Genomic DNA, 19,201 nt, shown 5'->3' with positions numbered 1-19,201 from the left:
CCCTCCTCCTGTCCGGCCGACGAACCATCGGCCCGACCCGCTGCCCAGCATTGTTTTTCGCTTGTCGGGAAGTCAATTGCGTTGGGTCTTAATATCTTTAAGACCCGAGGCGGGGGTCGGGCGCCGACGCAGCCGATAGTCTGCGATCAGAGATCGTCGGCACCGGATGTGATGGGGGCATGTTATGCGTCTGAATGGACCGAGTCAGCTGCTGGCAGGTAAAACCGTGCTCGTGACCGGCGCGAGCCGCGGAATCGGTAGGGCGATCGCGGTGCGGTGTGGCGCGGAGGGTGCGAATGTGGTGCTGGTGGCGCGGACCGATCAGCCGGATCCGAAGGTTCCCGGCACAATCCATACGGTGGCCGCGCAGGTGCAGGCCGCGTTCGCGAGTTATGTCCAGGGCGTCCTACCGCTGATCGGCGATGTGCGCGACGACAAAGAGATGACCGAGGTGGTGGAACAAGCCGTCGACCGGTTCGGCGGTATCGACATCCTGGTGAACGCCGCCGCCGTCATCTACCAGACCCCGGCCCGTCGGACGCGGATGCTCGAATACGACTACATGGCCGACATCAATTCCCGTGGCGTGGTGTTGATGTCGACGCTGTGCCTGCCCGCTCTGACGGTGTCGGCGCAGGCGGGGCGCAATCCGCACATCTTGAACTTTTCGCCGCCGATCAATATGAACCCGGATCGGATCGCCGCGTCCTTGGGGTATGCGATCAGCAAATACGCCGCCTCGTTGGCGACAATAGGGATGGCCGCCGACCTCCGCGACTACGGAATCGCGGTCAATTCGTTGTGGCCGCGGACGAGCATCGATACGGCGTTGGTACGCAACGTCGGCGGCGGCCCGGAAATGGCGGCGACCGCACGGACCACCGATATATGTACCGACGCCGCGATGATGATCCTGACCAGCCCCGAATTGACCGGTCAATGTTTACTCGACGAGCCGGTGCTCGCCGCGCACGGTGTCACCGATTTCGACCGGTACAGCGTCACCCCCGGCACCGAGTTGTCGCTGCACCTCTTCGTCGACGCATAAGTGGGCCACGGTGATACAGAAACCCGATGACGAATCGAGCCGGGTACCCGATCTGGCGTTCTGGATGCGCTATCAGCGTGAGGCCGAGGGACTTTCGCGGGAGACGTTGGCCGCTCGAGCCAAGGTGTCCAAACACCTGCTGTACCTGTGGGAGCAGAAAGGCAAAACGCATAAGCCGTCGGACCAGACATTGCTCGCCTGGCTCAAAGGGACTTTGGGCGAGATGTGGCGTTGGCCGAAGGCCGTTGATTTGGTCAACCCGATACTGTCGGATCTGCGTTGGGCCTTGCCGACCGAGGTTACTCCCGACGAGAAACTACAGGTGGATCGGGTACTCGACCCAATGGCGCTGCACGACGCCGCATTCGACCTGTATTACGCGAACGAGGCGTGGTGGCGGGTGTGGCCGGGACTGCGCCGTCCCACTCCTGATCAGCACAGACGCCCGAACCTGCTCGAATACATCGCGACCCATCCGATGGCCGAAGAAGTGTGCCGAAATCACGACCACCGGGGTGGTGTCATGGTCGATGCTTTCAGAACCGTTGCGCCCGGCCGCATTTCGTGGGAACGGATCAAGGAGATCGACTCGGTGCTGCAAGGTTCGAAGAACTATCAGCGGTGGAGTAAGGTCCGAGCCACCGACGCCGAAATCAACGACCAGACACTGATTCTGCGCAACCCGGACACGATGCAGTTCGAGGAACGCAAAGTAGTTGCGGTAACACCGAAATACCCGCCTCGCCGGTGGGACTACTTGTGGTTGCCGCTGACCCACCAGAGTTGATGTCGAGACCACCCTCGGCGCGGATGTCCTGAGCAGTCAGCCGCACTGAGGGTGGCGCATACGAGCTACTTCGCGAGTGCCTTGCCGCCGGTCGGGGCGACCGCGAACCAGGTGCCGCCGACGCCCTGGCCGTTGAGGTCGCCGGGCTTGTTGTCCTTGGAGAAGTAGTAGACCGGCCAGCCGGCGACGGTGATCTGGCAGGAGCCGTCGGCGCGTTCGACGAATCCGGTCAGGGCCGGATCCACGCCGTCGACGTAGAGCGCCTGGCCGCGGCTCACCAGCAACGGCGGCCAAGTGGTTGTGCAGGCGTCGTTGCAGTTCGACCGGGACGGATTGGCTGTGTCCTTGTCGAAGCGATAGAGCGAGCGGCCGTCGCGGTCCACGACGCGCGGCCCGACCGGCGGATCGGTCACGACCCGCAACTGCACCGCGTTGACGCCCTGCGGGGCGACGCCACGGTAAATGCTCAGCCAGCCTTGGGTTTTCGCAGGCGCGGCAGCCGAGACCGACGGCGCGGCGGGCTGGGCGAAGGCGGCGGGCGCCGCGGGCAGGGCGATGGCCGCCGCGGCGGCGACGGCGGCGAGCAGGGTGGTGAACTTCGGCATGGATTCCTCCGGTGGATTGTGTTGTCCTCGAACACAATTCTGCGGAAGAACGGCAGTCCGGTCTGTCGGCGCCGACACGGCTGTTGTGTGTTCGCGCCGACATAGCGAAGCATTCGCCGGTAGGGTTCACCGGTGTCGAAAGTTGGCGTCCTCACCTGGGCGGCCGCCGTAGGTCTCCCGGTGGCGGGGCTGTGGTTGCTGATCTCGCATCCGGAACTGGATGCCCACTATGAGCATCACCCACAGCACTTCTGGCTGGTGCTGGCCGCGGCGGCCCTGGCGCTGGGGCTGGGAGTCGTCCTGTTCCGGGCCGCTCGCGCCCGTCATGATCTCCGGCTCGTCCTGGTGTCGTTGATGTTCCAGTTCGCGGCGGGCTTTCTCGGATTGCACGCGATCGCGACGCCCGGTGTCATCGTCGCGATGCCGAATGCGGGATTCGTCTACGCGGTGCCGGTGGGCCTGACACTCGGTGGATTCGCCGCCCTGGCTTCGGCTTTCGACTACGGTCCGGTCGCCGCGGCGCGGATGAATCGGCTGATGTGGCTGCTGTCGTCGCTGCCCGCTATCGCGGCGGTGGCCTGGGCGATGTTCTCGCTCACCGGATCTCCGCCGTTCGATGGCATGCCGAGCGCGACGGAGACCTCGCATTCGCTGATATTGCTCGCCTACGCGGGGTCGTTGTGCTATTTGATCGCGGCCGTGGTCTACGCCAGGCAGTTCGCTCGACGGCGCGGATTGCTGTTGCTCAGTGTGCTTTCCGCGTTCGTGCTGCTGATCGAGGCGCTCCTGGCCGTCGGATACGGGCGCAGTTGGCAGGCGTCCTGGTGGGAATGGCATGTGCTGATGGTGGCCGCGTTCGCGCTGATCGCGGTGAGCAGCCACGTGCAATTCCGCCGGGAAGGCTCCGCACTGGGCTTGTTCGACAGCGTGACGCTGAATCAGACCATGGCCACACTCGAACGCGACTACACCCGCGCGTTGAACGAGATGGTGGAGGTGCTGCGCCGGCGCGAGGATGTCGGTGTCGCGGTGGACGAACCGCTCGGTGCGGCCGGGGTGGAACTGTCGAAGCGGTTCGGGCTCACCGAACGTCAGCTCGCCGTGCTCGAGCAGAACGCCCGGCTCTACCGGCAGTTGGATCAGCTGTTCCGCTCGTATATGTCACCGCAGGTGGCGACGGCGCTGCTGGCCAATCCCGCGCAGGCCGATCTGGGCGGACGCATTGCCGAGGTCAGCGTGCTCATGGCCGACCTGAGCGGGTTCACCCCGTTCGCCGAGCACACCGACCCGGCCGCGGTGGTCACCATGCTCAACACCTATTACGGCGCGATCGTCCCGGTGATCCTCGACGAGGGCGGTGTCGTCGTGCAGTTCGTCGGCGACGCGGTGATGGCCGTGTTCAACGCACCCATCGCGCAACCCGATCACGCGCTGCGTGCCGCCCGGGCCGGGCTGATGCTGCAGCGGGCGGTCGCCGGAATCGCTGCCGCACAACCGGATTGGCCGCGGTTCCGGGTCGGGGTCAACACCGGTCCTGCCCTGGTCGGCAATATCGGCGCCGCGCAGATGCGCAACTACACCGCGATCGGCGACACCACCAACCTCGCCGCCCGGCTCCAGGGTGTGGCACGGCCGGGCGAGGTGGTGATCGGACCGCTCACCCGCGCGCAGCTGGGCCAACACGCCGTGGCGCGGCCGCTCGACGCGATCGTGGTGAAAGGGCGTCAAGAACCGGTGAACTGCTTCGTATTACGGGATGTGCGATGACCGAATACGCACTGCTGCACAGTCTCGATCCGGAGGAGCGCCGCCGCGTACTCGCCTCCTGTATTCCGCGCAGGTTCAAGCGCCGCGAAATCGTCTGCCACGAAGGCGATCTCGGCGACACCCTGCATCTGGTCAAATCCGGTCTGCTCCTGATCCGGGTGACGACGCCGCTCGGGTTCACCGCCACCCTGACCGTGATCGGCCCCGGCGACTCGTTCGGCGAACTGGCCGTGCTCAGCCCCGACGCCCGCCGCACCGCGACCGTCGAAGCGGCCGAGAACGCGGAAACCTTGACGCTGAGCCGATCTCAGCTCTCATCCCTGCGCGCCGCCAATCCCGGCATCGACCAAATGCTCACCGCGACACTGGTCGAGCAGATCCGCCGCCTGTCGGCAACCGTGCTGGAGGCGCTCTATCTTCCGGTGGAAGCTCGCGTGATCCGCCGGCTGGCCAACCTCGCCCGCGTCTACGCCGGCCCCGACCCCATCACCGAAATCCGCCTAAACCAAGACGATCTCGCGTCGATGGCGGGCACCACCCGAGCCACCGCCAACCGAGTCCTGCGCGACCTCGAACAACGCGGCATCCTCACCCTGCGCCGCGGCCGTATCATCATCACCGACCGCCCCCGCCTGGCAACCGCCGCCGCTACCCCGTGAACCAGAACTCGCCACCCAACCCGAAAGCCTTCTGTCAGGAGAGTTTCAGGGAGCGGCCGATGATCTCCTTCATGATTTCGGTGGTGCCGCCGTAGATGGTTTGGACGCGGGCGTCCATGTAGGCCTTGGCGATCGGGTATTCCTTCATGTATCCGTAGCCGCCGTGCAGTTGCAGGCAGCGGTCGATGAGGTCGAGTTGTTCCTCGGTGCTCCACCATTTGGCCATGGCGGCGTCCTCGACGGACAGTTTGCCCGCGTTGAGGTCCTCGATGAAGCGGTCGACGAGCACGCGCACCGCGGTGGTCTTGGTGGCGAGCTCGGCCAGCACGAAACGTGTGTTCTGCAGTGCGCCAATGGGTTTGCCGAAGGCTTTGCGGTCGCGCACGTATCGGACGGTCATGTCGAGGCAGGCCTCCATGGCGGCTGCGGCCATGACGGCGATCGAAAGCCGTTCCTGCGGAAGGTTGTTCATCAGGTGGACGAAGCCCATACCCTCGGTGCCGAGCAGGTTCTTACCGGGCACCCGGACGTCGGTGAAGCTGAGTTCGGCGGTGTCCTGCGCCTTCAGCCCGAGTTTGTCGAGGTTGCGGCCGCGTTCGAAGCCGGGCATCCCGCGCTCGACGACGAGCAGGCTGAAGCCCATCGCACCCTTTTCCGGATCGGTTTGCGCGACAACGATAACGATGTCGGAGTTGATGCCGTTGGTGATGAAGGTCTTGGCGCCGTTGAGGATCCAGTCGTCGCCGTCCTTGACCGCGCGGGTCTTGATGCCCTGCAGATCCGAGCCGGTGCCGGGTTCGGTCATCGCGATCGCGGTGATGATCTCACCGGAGCAGAAACCGGGCAGCCAACGCTGCTTCTGTTCCTCATTGCACAGTCCGAGCAGATACGGCGCGATGACATCGTTGTGCAGCGCGAAACCGAGCCCGGAGTATTGGCCGCGCACCGACTCCTCGGCGACGATCGCGTTGTAGCGGAAGTCCTCGACACCGCCGCCGCCGAACTCCTCCGGAACGGCCATGCCGAGGAACCCTTGTTTACCTGCCTCCAGCCAGACGTCGCGGTCGACGATGCCCTGCTCCTCCCACTGCGCGTGATTGGGCGCGACATGCTGATCGAGAAACTTGCGGAACGATTCCCGGAACAGCAGATGCTCGGGTTCGAACAGGGTGCGCTCCACGCCTACCTCCTAGTGCCAACCGTGGCCGGTACCCACCGACCCGTCGTTGCCACATACGGTACCCGGAATGAGAATGACAGTTCACTTCTGGTCGGCGATTCATTGTCTCACCTGGATCGGCGGCGTGGGGTGCGTGACCCGATCGAGATTCCCGGCTCAGGTGACCGTTCGGTAACCTACAGTCCCAGCCCGCGGGCCAGCACCGGCCACGAGGCCACCAGAGCGTCCTGCCAGTAACCCCACGAGTGGGTGCCGGTGGGCTGGAAATCGTAGGTGGCCGCAATGCCGAGCTGGTTCAGCTTGGTCTGCAGGTTGTGCGCGCAGTAGTCGGCCGCGTATTCGAGGACGCCGCCCACGGCCAGCTGATTGACCAGTCCGCCGGGGCCGGGCAGCGCGTATTTCCCGTTCAGCGTGTCGTATTGGCCCGGCAGCCCGGTGCCGTTGGAGATGAACAGGTCGACGCCGCGCAGCTGATCGGCGTGCACATAGGGATCGTTCGCCGCCCACATCGGATCCCCTTGCGGCCCATACATATTCACGGAGTTGCCGCCGCCGGTGGCCACCACGGCATTGACGAAGTTGTAGCCGACCGGATCGCTGATCTGCGCGCAGCCGCTGTAGGCCGCGGCCGCCTTGAACAGTCCGGGTTTGGCGATGGGCAGTTGCAGCACCGAGGTGCCCGCCATGGACAGCCCCGCGATGGCATTGCGCCCATCGGTGCCGAATGCGCCATCGATCAGCGGCGGCAATTCCTCGGTGAAGAACGTCTTCCATTTGTTGACGCCGAGCACCGGATCCGTTGCGCGCCAGTCGGTGTAGTAACTCCACGCCCCGCCCACCGGCTGCACGACATTGACGTCCTTGCCCGCCAGGAATTGCAGTACGGAGGTCTGCTTCTGCCAGGTCGCCGAATCCTCTCCGCCGCCGGCGCCGGACAGCAGGTACAGCGCCGGCCGCGGCACCGAGGCATCTGCGGGGCGCTGCACGTCGACCCGCACGTTCTTATTCATCGCCGCCGAATACACCTGTAGTCGGACGGTGCGATCGTTGACGACGGTGAAGTCGGCGATGCGTGACCCGTCGGCGGATCGCGGATCGGCGAGCGGCGCGCCGGAGGCGATGACCGGGTCGTCCGGTGCGGCCGCGCTCGCCGCGCCGCCCGTCGCCGCCGCACCGGTCACGAGGACCGCCATCGCACCGGATACTGCCGCTATCTTTCGCCGCACTCGCACGCAAACCACGGTAGCCAGATGTAACTGAGAATTTGCCAGCTAATATTCAGTGGCCGCTCAGGTTGCCCGAAAGCCGTTCGGACGCAAGCGGGATCGCCACGGCCGGGCGGCTCGCATCGTCTCTGCTTCCGCACCGAACCGGGCAAACCGCCGATGACCGATGAATTTTCGAATCGGAGATCGTCGACACGAATATGACTACAACGCACACCCTCCGGACCGCAGAGGCCGAACTCGCCTACGACATCCACGGCCCGCTCCCCACCGCCGACGGCCGCCCGCCGCTGTTCATGATCGGCCAACCCATGTGCGCGGACGGTTTCGCCGCCCTCATCTCGTACCTTCCCGATCGCACCGTGATCACCTACGACCCGCGCGGCCTCGGCCGCAGTACCCGCAGCGACGGCCGGACGGACAACACGCCCACCGTGCAGGCCGAGGATGTGCACGCCATCATCGAGGCGCTCGGCGCCGGACCGGTCGAGATGTTCGCGAGCAGCGGTGGCGCGGTCACCGCGCTCGCACTCGTCACGGCCCATCCCGGCGATGTGACAACGCTTGTCGCGCACGAACCGCCGATCTTCGGCGTGCTGCCCGACGCCGCCGCGGCCGAACGCGCCTCGAACGCCGTCGGCGAGGCTTACGCGGCAAAGGGTTTCGGCGCGGGTATGGCCGCGTTCATCGCGATGACCATGTGGCAGGGCGAATTCACCGAGGCATATTTCGAACAGCCGCTGCCCGATCCCGCCCAGTTCGGCATGCCGACCGAGGACGACGGATCGCGCAACGACCCGTTGCTGTCCGGCACGTCCGCCGCGGTAACCGCGTACCTGCCCGACCCCGCCGCGTTGGCCGCCGCGCCCACCCGGGTGGTGATAGCGGTCGGTGAGGAGTCCGCGAACGTGATCACCGGCCGCACCGCGGCCGCGACCGCCGAACTGCTCGGCCAACAGGTGACGGTTTTCCCGAGTCATCACGGCGGCTTCCTCGGCGGCGACCAGGGATACCCAGGCCAGCCCGAAGCTTTCGCGCACCGGCTGCGTGAGGTGCTCGACGCGGAGCACTGAGCTCCCATCGCCGCAGCGGCAACCGATCTGGAGTAGTGCGTGATGTCCGACTCTGAGCGACAAGCTGTTTCGACCCGAAGGATGTCACTCAGAGTTGGACGACATCATCGGCGTCTCGGTTGCACGGACTACCCGCGATAGGATTGCGCTTATCGCTGCCGGGCCGCGACATCGATCAGCGGCGGCAATTCCGCGGTGAAGGACGCCTTCCACTTGTTGATACCGGGCACCGGATCCGTTGCGCGCCAGCGATTGACAGTTGCAGCGCGCTCGGCGTGGAGTGCTCCTTGCCCGGGTCGCACGGACTGCGGTGCTCAGTGAGTAGAGCCGCCGGATCCGGCGGATCCGCTCAGCGCGGCAGCAACTCGCGCAGACGGCCCGCCAGCGTGCGCCCAGCATCCCGCTCGCGCTCGGCGAAGAGGAAACGCAGTTCCTCCTCCAACTCCTTGCGCACCACATCGCGCAATTCCGTTGCGGCCTTGTGCATATCGTCGGCGTCGCGCCACGGCGCCGGATCGATCGGCGCGCCGAAGGAGAAGTAGAAGCGCTCCGGGCGCGGGATGAGGGTCGGGCCGAGCCCGCGAATGAGCGGCGGGGTGAGTTCACGCCGCAGACCCATCGCCTCGACGGTCCAGCGCAGCGGCCGCAGCACCGGGTGGTCGCCGTCGACCACGATGTCGTACGCGTCGTCGACGCCGATCATGGCGACCGGCACGATCGGCGCACCCGCCTCGATCGCCATGTGCGCGAAGCCCGTTCGCCCCTCCCATTTGAGCGCGTACTTCTCGTTCTTGCGCCGCACCGCCTCCCGGCCGCCGCCGGGGAAGACCAGCACCGCCTCGCCCTGCCGCAGCAGCGCCATGCAGTTGCGGCGGTTACCGCGCACCGAACCGAAGCGGTGCAGCAGGTGCCGCACACCGGGCGTCGCGATCAGCACGTTCTCCGCGAGTCCGCGAATCAGCCTGCCGCGCCTGCGCAATACCTCCGGCCAGAGCAAGGGTGCGTCGATGCCGCCCATCAGATTGTGATTTCCGACCAGCAGCACCGGACCGTCGACCGGAATGTTCTCGATCCCGTAGAACCGCGGACTGGTCCACGCGCGCAGCGGCGCCAGCAGGGTTTCGATGAAACGGATATCGCCCTCGGTGAGCGAAACCGAAAGCGGCGCACCATCACTCAGCGATGGTTCGGCATGGCCGGGCCGCGGATCGGCCACGGAGTGATCGTGCGACATGACACCCTCCTGCTGTCGATCCGACGATAGCGTAACGAAATCGACTGCGCCGCATCGCATGTGAGCTGGAACACGTTAAATGCCGGTGACATTCCAGTGTGCGGGGGACCGAGCACGGACTTCGCGCCCGGCGAGGTGGTTCGAATCACATTGAGCGTTTCCGGGTCCGCCGGGCGATCGGTGTGTCCTATCCCTACTGGATCAAAGGTAAAAGCAGGGCGGGTGCCGAGTCAGTCGGCCTAGGCGGACAAAATCAGCTGGGATATGCGGAAATCCCGCGGAAGTCGTCTGGTTTTGTCCGTTCAGGCCGGATGCTCGGCCTCACTCCGGATGCGAAACCGCACCACCGCTTGCCAGCGCACCCCGCGCCTACCTGGGGCGATTCAGCCGTCGTAACGGCGCAACCCACCACCGAACGTACCGATCACGCCGAACGCACCGATCACACCGGCAGATTCACGCCTGCGCCACAACGCCATCCGTGCTGCGTAACCGCCGCACCGCTCGCCAACGCAACCCCGCGCCCACCTCGGGCGATTCCGTCGTCGTAGCGGCGCAACCCACCGCCGAACGCACCGATCACACCAACAGATTCACGCTTGCGCCGCAGCGCCACCCGCGTGCGCGTACTCCGCCAGCGCCGCCGCCAGCGAATGCGGCACCCGCGCGTGCACCCGGGCACCGCCTTCCTCATGCGTCGAGCTCACGATGCGCCCGTCGGCGTGGATACGGGCGAGCAGGTCGCCGCGGCTGTACGGGAGCAGCACGCTGATCTCCACGTCGAGTCCGCCGAGTAGGTCGCCGAGCCGGGCGCGCAGTGCATCGATGCCCGCGCCGGTGTGCGCGGAAACGAAGGCGGCGTCCGGGAGCTGGGCCCGCAGCCTGGTCAGCTCCATCGGGGCGATCGCGTCGATCTTGTTGACCACCAACAGTTCCGGCGGTGCCGGCAGCTTCGACTGCTTGATGACGTCGGTGATGACCTCGCGGACCGCCTTGATCTGTTCGGCGGGCAGCGGATCGGATCCGTCGACCACGTGCAGCAGCAGGTCGGCGCCGGTCACCTCCTCCAGGGTGGAGCGGAACGCCTCGACGAGCTGGGTCGGCAGGTGTCGCACGAATCCGACGGTGTCGGTGAACACCACCTCGCGGCCGTCGTCCAGGGCGGCCCGGCGGGTGGTCGGGTCCAGGGTGGCGAACAGCGCGTCCTGCACCAGCACACCGGATCCGGTGAGCGCGTTCATCAGGCTCGATTTGCCCGCATTGGTGTAGCCGACGATGGCCACCGACGGGATGCCGCTGGAGTTGCGGCGCGAACGCATCGTGTCGCGCGCGGTTTTCATCTCCCGGATCTCGCGGCGCAGCTTGGCCATTCGCTCCCGAATGCGCCGACGATCGGTTTCGATCTTGGTCTCACCGGGACCACGCAGACCGACGCCGCCGTTGCTGCCCGCACGGCCACCGGCCTGCCGGGACATGGACTCACCCCAACCGCGCAGCCGCGGCAGCATGTACTCCATCTGTGCCAGCGCGACCTGCGCCTTGCCCTCACGGGAGGTGGCGTGCTGGGCGAAGATGTCCAGGATCAGCGCGGTCCGGTCGATCACCTTGACCTTGACCACCTTTTCCAGCGCGGTCAACTGCGCCGGGGTCAGCTCACCGTCGCAGATGACGGTGTCCGCACCGGTTTCCAGCACCACCGCCCGCAGTTCCTCGGCCTTGCCGGAACCGATGTAGGTGGCCGGGTCCGGCTTATCCCGGCGCTGGATCAGACCCTCCAGCACCTGCGAACCCGCGGTCTCGGCGAGCAGCGCCAGCTCGGTCATGCTCGCATCCGCCTGGGTGGCCGTGCCCGTGGTCCAAACACCAACCAGCACAACGCGTTCCAGACGCAGCTGCCGGTACTCGACCTCGGTGACGTCGGCGAGTTCGGTGGACAGCCCCGCCACTCGGCGCAGCGATGTGCGCTCCTCGAGCTGCAGCTCGCCCGCGGTGGGCTCGGCGCTCCAGCCGTTGCGGGCCATCCGCGCCTTGTGCGCCGCCACCACATCGGTGTCGTCGAGCACGGTGTCGCCGTCGAATACGGCGTCATCGGCGGTCACGTCGATTTCGCTCGCGTCCGCCGAAGTAATGTCATACGTCTCTGATTTCCTCATACGTCCTCAATGCTGCCACGCGGCAGCCATTCGTCGCATCCGGATATCCGCCCCGGCGCGGCGACCGTCATCTGGCGACGACCTGCTCGCATCAGAACAACGAACGACCGGCGGCCGCCGGTTCCTGCTTCCAGCCAGGGCCTGTCCTCGAAGTCGGACGTGGAGAACAGGCCGTCGCCGCCAGCGACCGGTGCGTGGGCCGCCCGAGTGACAGCTCGACAACCCCGAAACACGCGAAACCGCGCGTACCTACTGCGCGGACCACCAGCCCGCAGCGAGGCGACCGCTGGCGACCAGCACCGACGGGCCGCGCATCCACGCCTCCCCGTTCGCGAGCCGCACCCGCAGCCGACCACCTGGCACGCGAACGGTGACCTCCCCGGTGCCCTCGCCGATCCGGAATCCCTCGTGTGCCAGCGCCGCCGCGGCCGCGGCGACCGTCCCCGTCCCACAGGAACGCGTTTCACCGACGCCCCGCTCGTACACCCGCATATCGACGCCCCCGTCCGCGTCGAGCGCGGTGAGAATTTCGACGTTCACCCCGTTGGGGAACAGATCCGGATCGAATCCGGGCGCGACGGTCAGATCCAGTTTGGCCAGCCCTTCGGCGGACATTCCCGGATCCACGCAGGCCAGATGTGGATTGCCGACATCGATCCCGATGCCCGGGTATCCCCAGCCCCCGATGGTGGCGGTGGATTTCCCGAGTTCGCCGACCCGCCCCATCCCGACGGTGACCTCACCGTTCACCGCGTCGGCCGCGTGCACGGTGACCGGACGCGCGCCCCCGCGGCTGCCTACCACGTATTCGTTCCGGGTTTCGCGCCCGGTGGCGGCCAAATAGTGCGCGAACACCCGGACCCCGTTACCGCACATCTCCGCGATCGAACCGTCGGCGTTACGGTAATCCATGAACCAGTCGTCCGCGCCGATACCGGCCGGGATCGCGTCCAGCACACCGGCTTCCAGCAACGCACCGGCGCGCGCCACCCGCAGCACACCGTCGGCGCCGAGGCCGCGCTGCCGGTCGCACAGCGCGGCGACCCGCTCCGGCGTCAGCTCCAGCCGCAGGTCCTCGTCGGGCAGCACCACGAAGTCGTTCTGGGTGCCATGGCCTTTGGTGAACTCGATATCCAGCACGCCTGCATCCTCCCAGTCGATTCGCGCCCGCGCCGCGCCCGGGTTCATCTGGCAAACGTCCGGCGCTGCCGGGAAATTTCGTAGAGCGCGGCGGCGGCAGCGGACGGCGCGCCCAGTGAGCTCGCGGTGCCGCCCATCGGAATGTGCACCGTATCGTCGCAGGCCTGCAGCCAGGCCGCGCTCATTCCGCTGGTCTCGTTGCCGATGACCAGGATGGTCGCCTCGGTGAGGTCGTGGTCGTAGATCGCCCGCGCACCCTTTTCATCGGTGCCTACGATGCGCGTCGGGATGCCGCGCGCGACCTGGCGATCCCGGAATTCGAGCACCTGCGCCGGACCCGCGGCCCGCAGCACCGGCACCGCGAACAGCGATCCGGTCGAGGCGCGCACCGCCTGCGGGTCGTACTGGTCGGCGCCGTGCCCGGTGACGATCACCCCGCAGGCCCCGAACGCGTCGGCGGACCGGATCAGGGTGCCGAGGTTGCCCGGCGAGTTGGGCCGGTCGAATACGACGATCACCGGCGCGTCCTCGCCCGGCTCCCCCGGTTCGAAGGTCTCCAGCGCCGGATCCCGCGTCATCGCGACGGCCACCAATTCCGGTGCGCCCGTTGCCTTTTCGCCGAGTTCGGCCATCAGCTCGGGCACCAGGCCGACGGCGGGAACACCGCTGCTGTCGAGCAGTTCGCGGGCCCAGCCGGATAGATCGGGCGCACCGAGCCGATACAGCAGCGTCTCCAGCGGCCAGCCGTTGGCGACCGCCTGGTTGATCGGACGCACGCCCTGCACCAGGAAGCGGCCGTCGCGGTGGCGTTTGCCGCGATTGTTCAGATAGGCCTGCCACACCTGGACCGATGCGTTACGAGTGCTGACACGTCTGGTCACTGTGGGGTCCGTTCCATCTCGTCGAGCATTTGCAGCGCCGCGTCCACCAGCCGAGGGTCGGCGCCGTCCACCCAGCGCACCCGCGGATCCCGGCGGAACCACGAGCGCTGCCGCCGGACATAGCGCCGGGTGCCGATCAGGGTGCGTTCCTGCGCATGACTCAGGTCGTATTCGTTGTCCAGGTAGGCAAGGACTTGTGCGTAGCCGATGGCGCGCCGTGCGGTCTGCCCGTCGCGCAGGCCGTGCGCCAGCAGCCCGCGCACCTCCTCGACCAGTCCGCCGTCGAACATCGCCGCGGTGCGCAGCCCGATCCTGGCGTCCAGCTCCGAGGTATCCCGGTCTACGCCGATAATCCTTGTCCCCCACCGTGGTTCGCCGATCGTCGGCGCCGACGCGGCGAACGGCTCACCGGTGATCTCGACCACCTCCAGCGCGCGCACCATCCGGCGGCCGTCGGTGGGCAGAATCGTGGCCGCGGCAACGGGATCCGCGGCGCGCAGCGCCTCGTGCACCGCGGCGACGCCGCCGTCGGCGAGCACCGCCTCCCAGCGCGCCCGCACCCGCGGATCGGTCGCCGGGAACTCCCAATCATCCAGCAGCGCTTGCACATACATCATCGAACCACCGACGATGACCGGCGTGCGCCCGCGGGCCATGATGTCGGTGACGTCCGCGGCGGCGGCCGCCTGATAGGCGGCGACGCTGGCGGTTTCGGTCACCTCGAGCACGTCGAGCTGGTGGTGCGGAATGCCGCGACGTTCGGCCACCGTGAGTTTCGCGGTGCCGACGTCCATCCCGCGATACAGCTGCATCGCATCGATATTCACGATTTCGCCGTCGAGCCGTTCGGCCAGCGCGAGCCCTAGCTCCGATTTGCCGGTCGCGGTGGGCCCGACGACGGCGACCGGCCGGATCGCGGATGATCGTTGCGCGGGAACAGGATTCGTCATACCGCCCCGCCTTCCGCATCGGGACGCCAGACCGCGACGTCGTAGCCGACGCCGAAAGGCGCATCCTGGTAGAGGGTTTCGATCGCGGGCGGCCGCACGTCGGCGGCGAACAGTCCGGCGAGCACCTGGTACGCGGCCCGGCCGGACAGCATCAATTCGTCGCAGAGCACGGGATCGAGCGTCGCGAGCGCATCGAGATCGCCGATGGCCAAGGCCCGGTCGAGCGCCGCCTGCGCCGCGGCCGCTCGTTCGTCCAGATAGCCGGGCGCCTTCAACGACAGGGTCGCCGCGCCGTCGCCGAGTACGAGCACCCCCGATGGCTCGGGCGCGCGATCGAGTTCGGCACGCAGCGCGCTACCGATCGACGCGCAGCGCGCGGCCTCGGTATCGGCGGCGATGATCCGCACCGTCACGGTCGCATCCGGCGCGACAACACCGCGCAACCACCCCGTTATCAACGCGGGCAGCGGTAGCTCCGGATCCGGCGTCGCGCCGAGGGCCCGAGCCGACAGTCCGGCCCGCACATCCGCGCCGAAGCCGCGAAACGTGCCGAGCGCATCCGGTCCGAGCACCTGATCGGCCGCGCCGACGCCGATGGCCGTCCACTCCCGCAGCCCGGCGAGCGCCCCCACCGCGGTGAGCGCCGCGGCGCGCAGCCGGGCCGGACCGTCCGTCTCGCAGGCCGCGCCGCAGAGCTCGGGTACCAGTATCGGCGGCGACGGGACCAGGGCGGCAACGGAGAACACGCCGTAACCGTAGTCGTTTGCCACGACGGTGATACGCGCCACTGGTACCCGGCCGCATCCGGCCCGCCGCGGTCGCACGCCGCGCACCCGGCCCGCCGCGCATACCGCCCGGACCTGCGGGGTTCGAGTGTCTATGCCGCAAACTCGGCCGACATTGATAGTGTTCGAAGTGCTACATCCCAGGTCATCGCGGGTCGAGTTGTGTAAGTATCCGCTCTGGGAGGGCGTCGATCGATGGTTTGTAGGGCTCAAACCGGGTTCAATGGGATGAGCTAGGGCGTAACCAGGCAGCCGTGACGCGCGGCAGGGACGAGGAGCTATGACCGACAGCAACGGAACCGCGAAGGCCACCCCCGGCACGGCACCGCGACCGTCCGGCGCGCCGAAGCCCGGTGGCTCGACACCCCGCCCGCCCAAACCGCATGCGGCGAAACCGACGCCGGGCCCGGCGCAGCCGCATCCACATCCGGTGGTCGTCCCGACGGTCAGCGATCCGAGCCTGTGGGGCCGGGTCGACGAGGACGGTACCGCGTGGGTGAAAACGGCCGATGGCGAACGTGTTGTCGGATCCTGGCAGGCCGGTGACGCCGCCGAGGGTCTCGCGCATTTCGGCCGCCGCTTCGACGATCTGGCCACCGAGGTCGCCCTGCTGGAGGCGCGGCTGGCCGCGGGCGCCGATGCCCGCAAGACCAGGGCCGCCGCCACCCAACTCGCCGAATCCCTGCCGACCGCCGCCGTCATCGGCGATATCGACGGGCTGGCCCAGCGGCTGGCCGCGATCGCCGAACACTCCGAGGAGGCGGCCGCGCACGCCAAGGAGGAGAAGGAGCGGACCCGCCACGAGCACACCGAGCGCAAGGAGGCGCTGGCCGCCGAGGCGGAGAAGATCGCCGCAGAATCCACCCAGTGGAAGGCCGCGGGCGATCGGCTGCGCGAAATCCTGGACGAGTGGAAATCCATTCGCGGCGTCGACCGCAAGGTGGACGACGCGCTGTGGAAGCGGTACTCCAAGGCCCGTGAGGCGTTCAACCGCAGGCGCGGCGCGCATTTCGCCGAGCTGGACCGGGAGCGCGCGGCCGCGAAGACGCGCAAGGAGGAGCTGTGCGCCCGCGCGGAGGAGCTGTCCGGTTCCACCGACTGGGTCGGCACCGCGGGCGTCTTCCGCGATCTGCTCGCGGAGTGGAAGGCGGCGGGCCGGGCCCCGCGCGAGGCCGACGAGGCGCTGTGGCGGCGGTTCAAGAGCGCGCAGGACGTGTTCTTCGCGGCGCGCAACGCCGCGGTATCCGAACGCGACGCCGAATTCGAGCACAACGCGACGGCCAAGGAAGAACTGCTGCGCGCGTACGAGAACATCGACCCGTCCGCCGATCTGGACACCGCCCGCGCCCAGCTGCGCGAGCTGCAGGACCGGTGGGATGCGATCGGCAAGGTGCCGCGCGAGCGCATGCAGGAACTCGAGAGCAAGCTGCGCGCAATCGAGAAGCGGGTCCGCGACGCGGTCGACGCGCAGTGGCGGCGCACCGATCCGGAGGCGGTGGCCCGCGCGGCCCAATTCCGCGAGCGGGTGGCGCAATTCGAGGAGCAGGCCGCGAAAGCCCAAGCGGCGGGCAATAAGCGGGATGCGGAGAAGGCGCTCGAGCAGGCCAAGCAGTGGCGTGAATGGGCGGAGGCGGCGGAGGGGGCCGTCAGCAACCGCTGACCCACCGCGCATGTCGACGCATCGAGGTCCGGGCCGGCCGGTCGATCTCGCCAAGCGCGACGCGATCCTGGCCGCGGCGCGAGTCGAATTCCTCGACAAGGGTTTCGAGCGCGCGACCATGGACGCCGTCGCCGCGGGTGCCGGAGTTTCCAAGCGGACGGTGTTCGGCCATTTCGGCGACAAGGTGTCCTTGCTGGAGGCCATCGTCGACGCTGAGGCGGGCAGGCTCGAACATGCCGTGCTCGGCGCCGACGACCTGCCCGATCCGGTCGCCCAGCTCACGCGGTGCGGCGAGGCGCTGATCGCGCTGCTGGTGAGTCCCGACATTCTGGCCTTCGACCGGATTTTCGCGTTCGAGCCGTACCGGGGCAGCGACCTGGTCCGCCGGTTCTTCGCCGCGGGGCCGCAACGTGGCCGAACCATGGTGATTCGCCTCGTCGGACGGACCGCCGAGCTCGGAATCATCCGAACCGATGACGTCGAGCGAGCCGCCGACGATCTGTTGGCGCTCTGGCTGGGCGGGACGTGGCGCGAGGAGATCGCGCTCGGCCTGTGCCAGAGCCCGTCCGAGCAGGAGATCCGCGATCGGGTGCGGCACGGGTTGACCGGATTTCTGCGCATGTACGACCCGCACTGACCCCTGGCGACGGGGTCTTCCAATTATTGCACCCATCGGTTTACTATTTGGCGCCCGCATACGAACCGATTGGGAGCCCCTATGACCGTACGGATAGGAATAATCGGCGCAGGCCCGGCCGGCCTGACAGTCGCGCTCGCCCTGGAGAAGACCACCGAATCGACCGATACCCAGCTCACGATTCTCGACCGCAACCGCAGCATGACGGACTATCCCGGTGTCGAATACGGCATTCAGCCCAGGGCCTGCCACGCGCTGAATCGGTTGGGCTGGAAGGAATCCGCGCTGACCGTCGGACATCCGGGCAGCCGCCTCGTACTGGATGTGGCGGGAGCCCCGGCGGACCAACGGCGAATCCGGGTCAACCCGAACAAGACCTACAGCGTGTACCGGCCCGAGTTCCTGGAAAATCTCTCGAAACTGTTGCGCCGCACCGAGATTCTCCGCGAACACGAGGTGAGCGGAATCGATTCGCATGAGCACGGCCGCGTCCTGCTCCGCTTCGGATCCAGGAACGGCACCGCGCCGCGGCCACGCGAATTCGACATCGTCATCGCGTGCGACGGCATCCACTCGGTCGCCCGCACCACCTTCTTTCCGGAGGCCGAACCGATGGACCGCGGCTTCTCGATCATCTATCTGCTCGCCGAGGGCTATCCAGCCGATCCGCGCACACCCGTGACCTTTCCGGCGATAGCCAACGGCGGCACCGTCCAATTCACCAAGGGCGGATTCGCCACCAACGCGTACTTTCCGCTCGGCAGACATCGGCTGGCCATCGCGCTCGGCTTCGACCATTCGACCAGGGCCCGGCTGTTCGATGAGCACGAACTAGCACCGGACACACCGTGGACCGCGATCCCCGCGGCGACCAAGTACGCGCTCGCCCGGACGCTCGCCGAGAACACGCCGATCCACGGCGGGCTGCTGACACAGTCGCTGGAACTGATCGACGACTGGGACGACCCACGGGTCTACCTGTGGCCGATGCGCGACAGCAACCCGCTGCCGCACCCGTACGTCGAGGACCGCAATCTCGTGCTGCTCGGCGACTCGTGCCACGCCTTCCTGCCGACCATCGGGATGGGCGCCAGCCTGGCGATCGAGGATGCCGAGCGACTCGGCTCACGACTCGGTGCGTACCTGCGCCGCGCCCACCCCATGCCCGGTCATCTCGCCGCCACCGTCTTCGAGCCCTGGGCCAAGCAGCGCAGGCCGGTGTGGAACCACCTCATGGGTCGGGCGCGCGTCGCGGCGGCCCGCAATTGGGTTGCGCAACACGAGAACCCGCGATTCGAGGCGGTCCCCTACGTCCCTTTCAGCCCGTATATTCCGGCTCGGATCGGCTCGGCGGTCTTCGACGCGGCCGCAAAGTTGCGGCACCGATTGCGCCGGGTCCAGCCCCGACCGCGCTGA

17 protein-coding genes are annotated in these 19,201 nt (G+C 67.5%); 8 read left to right on the top strand and 9 right to left on the bottom strand.

Going from position 1 to position 19,201, the window contains the following annotated elements; translation table 11 throughout:
* The first annotated feature begins 184 nt into the window (after positions 1 to 184).
* Positions 185 to 1,048: an SDR family oxidoreductase gene (locus tag LGY53_RS11160; protein ID WP_225726581.1), complete on the top strand. Its 864-nt coding sequence runs from the start codon at positions 185 to 187 to the stop codon at positions 1,046 to 1,048.
* 10 nt (positions 1,049 to 1,058) lie between these two features.
* Positions 1,059 to 1,835, top strand: a complete 777-nt coding sequence (locus tag LGY53_RS11155; RefSeq protein ID WP_225726580.1) for a helix-turn-helix domain-containing protein — start codon at positions 1,059 to 1,061, stop codon at positions 1,833 to 1,835.
* 65 nt (positions 1,836 to 1,900) lie between these two features.
* Here the strand turns inward: LGY53_RS11155 and LGY53_RS11150 are convergent, their stop codons facing one another.
* Entirely contained in the window at positions 1,901 to 2,440 is a 540-nt protein-coding gene (locus tag LGY53_RS11150) for a hypothetical protein (RefSeq protein ID WP_225726579.1), read from the bottom strand.
* 132 nt (positions 2,441 to 2,572) lie between these two features.
* Here LGY53_RS11150 and LGY53_RS44125 point away from each other — a divergent pair, with 132 nt between their 5' ends.
* Positions 2,573 to 4,207, top strand: a complete 1,635-nt coding sequence (locus LGY53_RS44125; protein ID WP_225726578.1) for an adenylate/guanylate cyclase domain-containing protein — start codon at positions 2,573 to 2,575, stop codon at positions 4,205 to 4,207.
* Complete coding sequence (locus LGY53_RS11140; RefSeq protein ID WP_225726577.1) at positions 4,204 to 4,866, top strand: Crp/Fnr family transcriptional regulator; 663 nt, start codon at positions 4,204 to 4,206, stop codon at positions 4,864 to 4,866. Before LGY53_RS44125 ends, LGY53_RS11140 begins: the two co-directional genes overlap by 4 nt.
* A 34-nt stretch (positions 4,867 to 4,900) precedes the next feature.
* Here the strand turns inward: LGY53_RS11140 and LGY53_RS11135 are convergent, their stop codons facing one another.
* Together LGY53_RS11135 and LGY53_RS11130 are read right to left on the bottom strand one after the other, a co-directional pair.
* Positions 4,901 to 6,046, bottom strand: coding sequence for an acyl-CoA dehydrogenase family protein (locus tag LGY53_RS11135; protein WP_225726576.1), 1,146 nt, complete (start codon positions 6,044 to 6,046; stop codon positions 4,901 to 4,903).
* 176 nt (positions 6,047 to 6,222) lie between these two features.
* Positions 6,223 to 7,239: an alpha/beta hydrolase family protein gene (locus LGY53_RS11130; RefSeq protein WP_225726575.1), complete on the bottom strand. Its 1,017-nt coding sequence runs from the start codon at positions 7,237 to 7,239 to the stop codon at positions 6,223 to 6,225.
* Positions 7,240 to 7,472: 233 nt separating this feature from the next.
* Between LGY53_RS11130 and LGY53_RS11125 the strand changes: the two genes are divergently transcribed.
* Positions 7,473 to 8,345, top strand: a complete 873-nt coding sequence (locus tag LGY53_RS11125) for an alpha/beta fold hydrolase (protein WP_225726574.1) — start codon at positions 7,473 to 7,475, stop codon at positions 8,343 to 8,345.
* Positions 8,346 to 8,694: 349 nt separating this feature from the next.
* On the opposite strand, the gene LGY53_RS11120 is transcribed toward LGY53_RS11125, so the two are convergent.
* The 6 genes from LGY53_RS11120 to LGY53_RS11095 all read right to left on the bottom strand — a co-directional run bounded on the left by LGY53_RS11120 (position 8,695) and on the right by LGY53_RS11095 (position 15,473).
* Complete coding sequence (locus LGY53_RS11120; protein WP_225726573.1) at positions 8,695 to 9,579, bottom strand: lysophospholipid acyltransferase family protein; 885 nt, start codon at positions 9,577 to 9,579, stop codon at positions 8,695 to 8,697.
* Between the two features lie 593 nt (positions 9,580 to 10,172).
* The gene (hflX, locus tag LGY53_RS11115; RefSeq protein WP_225726785.1) at positions 10,173 to 11,600 is read right to left on the bottom strand and encodes a GTPase HflX; all 1,428 of its coding nucleotides are present in this window, start codon (positions 11,598 to 11,600) and stop codon (positions 10,173 to 10,175) included.
* A gap of 381 nt (positions 11,601 to 11,981) precedes the next feature.
* On the bottom strand, positions 11,982 to 12,920 hold the full coding sequence (gene dapF, locus LGY53_RS11110; protein WP_225726572.1) for a diaminopimelate epimerase: 939 nt from the start codon (positions 12,918 to 12,920) through the stop codon (positions 11,982 to 11,984).
* On the bottom strand, positions 12,917 to 13,753 hold the full coding sequence (locus LGY53_RS11105) for an RNA methyltransferase (protein ID WP_225726571.1): 837 nt from the start codon (positions 13,751 to 13,753) through the stop codon (positions 12,917 to 12,919). The genes dapF and LGY53_RS11105 overlap by 4 nt, the downstream gene beginning before the upstream one ends.
* Positions 13,750 to 14,703: a tRNA (adenosine(37)-N6)-dimethylallyltransferase MiaA gene (gene miaA / locus LGY53_RS11100; RefSeq protein ID WP_225726570.1), complete on the bottom strand. Its 954-nt coding sequence runs from the start codon at positions 14,701 to 14,703 to the stop codon at positions 13,750 to 13,752. The genes LGY53_RS11105 and miaA overlap by 4 nt, the downstream gene beginning before the upstream one ends.
* Positions 14,700 to 15,473, bottom strand: a complete 774-nt coding sequence (locus tag LGY53_RS11095) for a hypothetical protein (protein WP_308102859.1) — start codon at positions 15,471 to 15,473, stop codon at positions 14,700 to 14,702. Before LGY53_RS11095 ends, miaA begins: the two co-directional genes overlap by 4 nt.
* Before the next feature lie 295 nt (positions 15,474 to 15,768).
* Between LGY53_RS11095 and LGY53_RS11090 the strand changes: the two genes are divergently transcribed.
* The 3 genes from LGY53_RS11090 (at position 15,769) to LGY53_RS11080 (ending at position 19,201) form a co-directional block, all read left to right on the top strand.
* Positions 15,769 to 17,148 carry a DUF349 domain-containing protein gene (locus LGY53_RS11090; protein WP_225726569.1) on the top strand — a complete coding sequence of 460 codons (1,380 nt, stop codon included), beginning with the start codon at positions 15,769 to 15,771 and terminating at the stop codon, positions 17,146 to 17,148.
* 10 nt (positions 17,149 to 17,158) lie between these two features.
* Positions 17,159 to 17,785, top strand: coding sequence for a TetR/AcrR family transcriptional regulator (locus tag LGY53_RS11085; RefSeq protein WP_225726568.1), 627 nt, complete (start codon positions 17,159 to 17,161; stop codon positions 17,783 to 17,785).
* Positions 17,786 to 17,866: 81 nt separating this feature from the next.
* Positions 17,867 to 19,201 (top strand): NAD(P)/FAD-dependent oxidoreductase, encoded by a 1,335-nt coding sequence (locus LGY53_RS11080; RefSeq protein ID WP_225726567.1) that lies wholly within the window; start codon positions 17,867 to 17,869, stop codon positions 19,199 to 19,201.

Origin of the sequence: Nocardia sp. JCM 34519.1 (genome assembly GCF_020361265.1) — a bacterium.
Taxonomy (GTDB): domain Bacteria; phylum Actinomycetota; class Actinomycetes; order Mycobacteriales; family Mycobacteriaceae; genus Nocardia; species Nocardia arthritidis_A.
The sequence above is the reverse complement of the archived record's forward strand: the minus strand, read 5'-3'. Positions and strand labels throughout refer to the sequence as shown.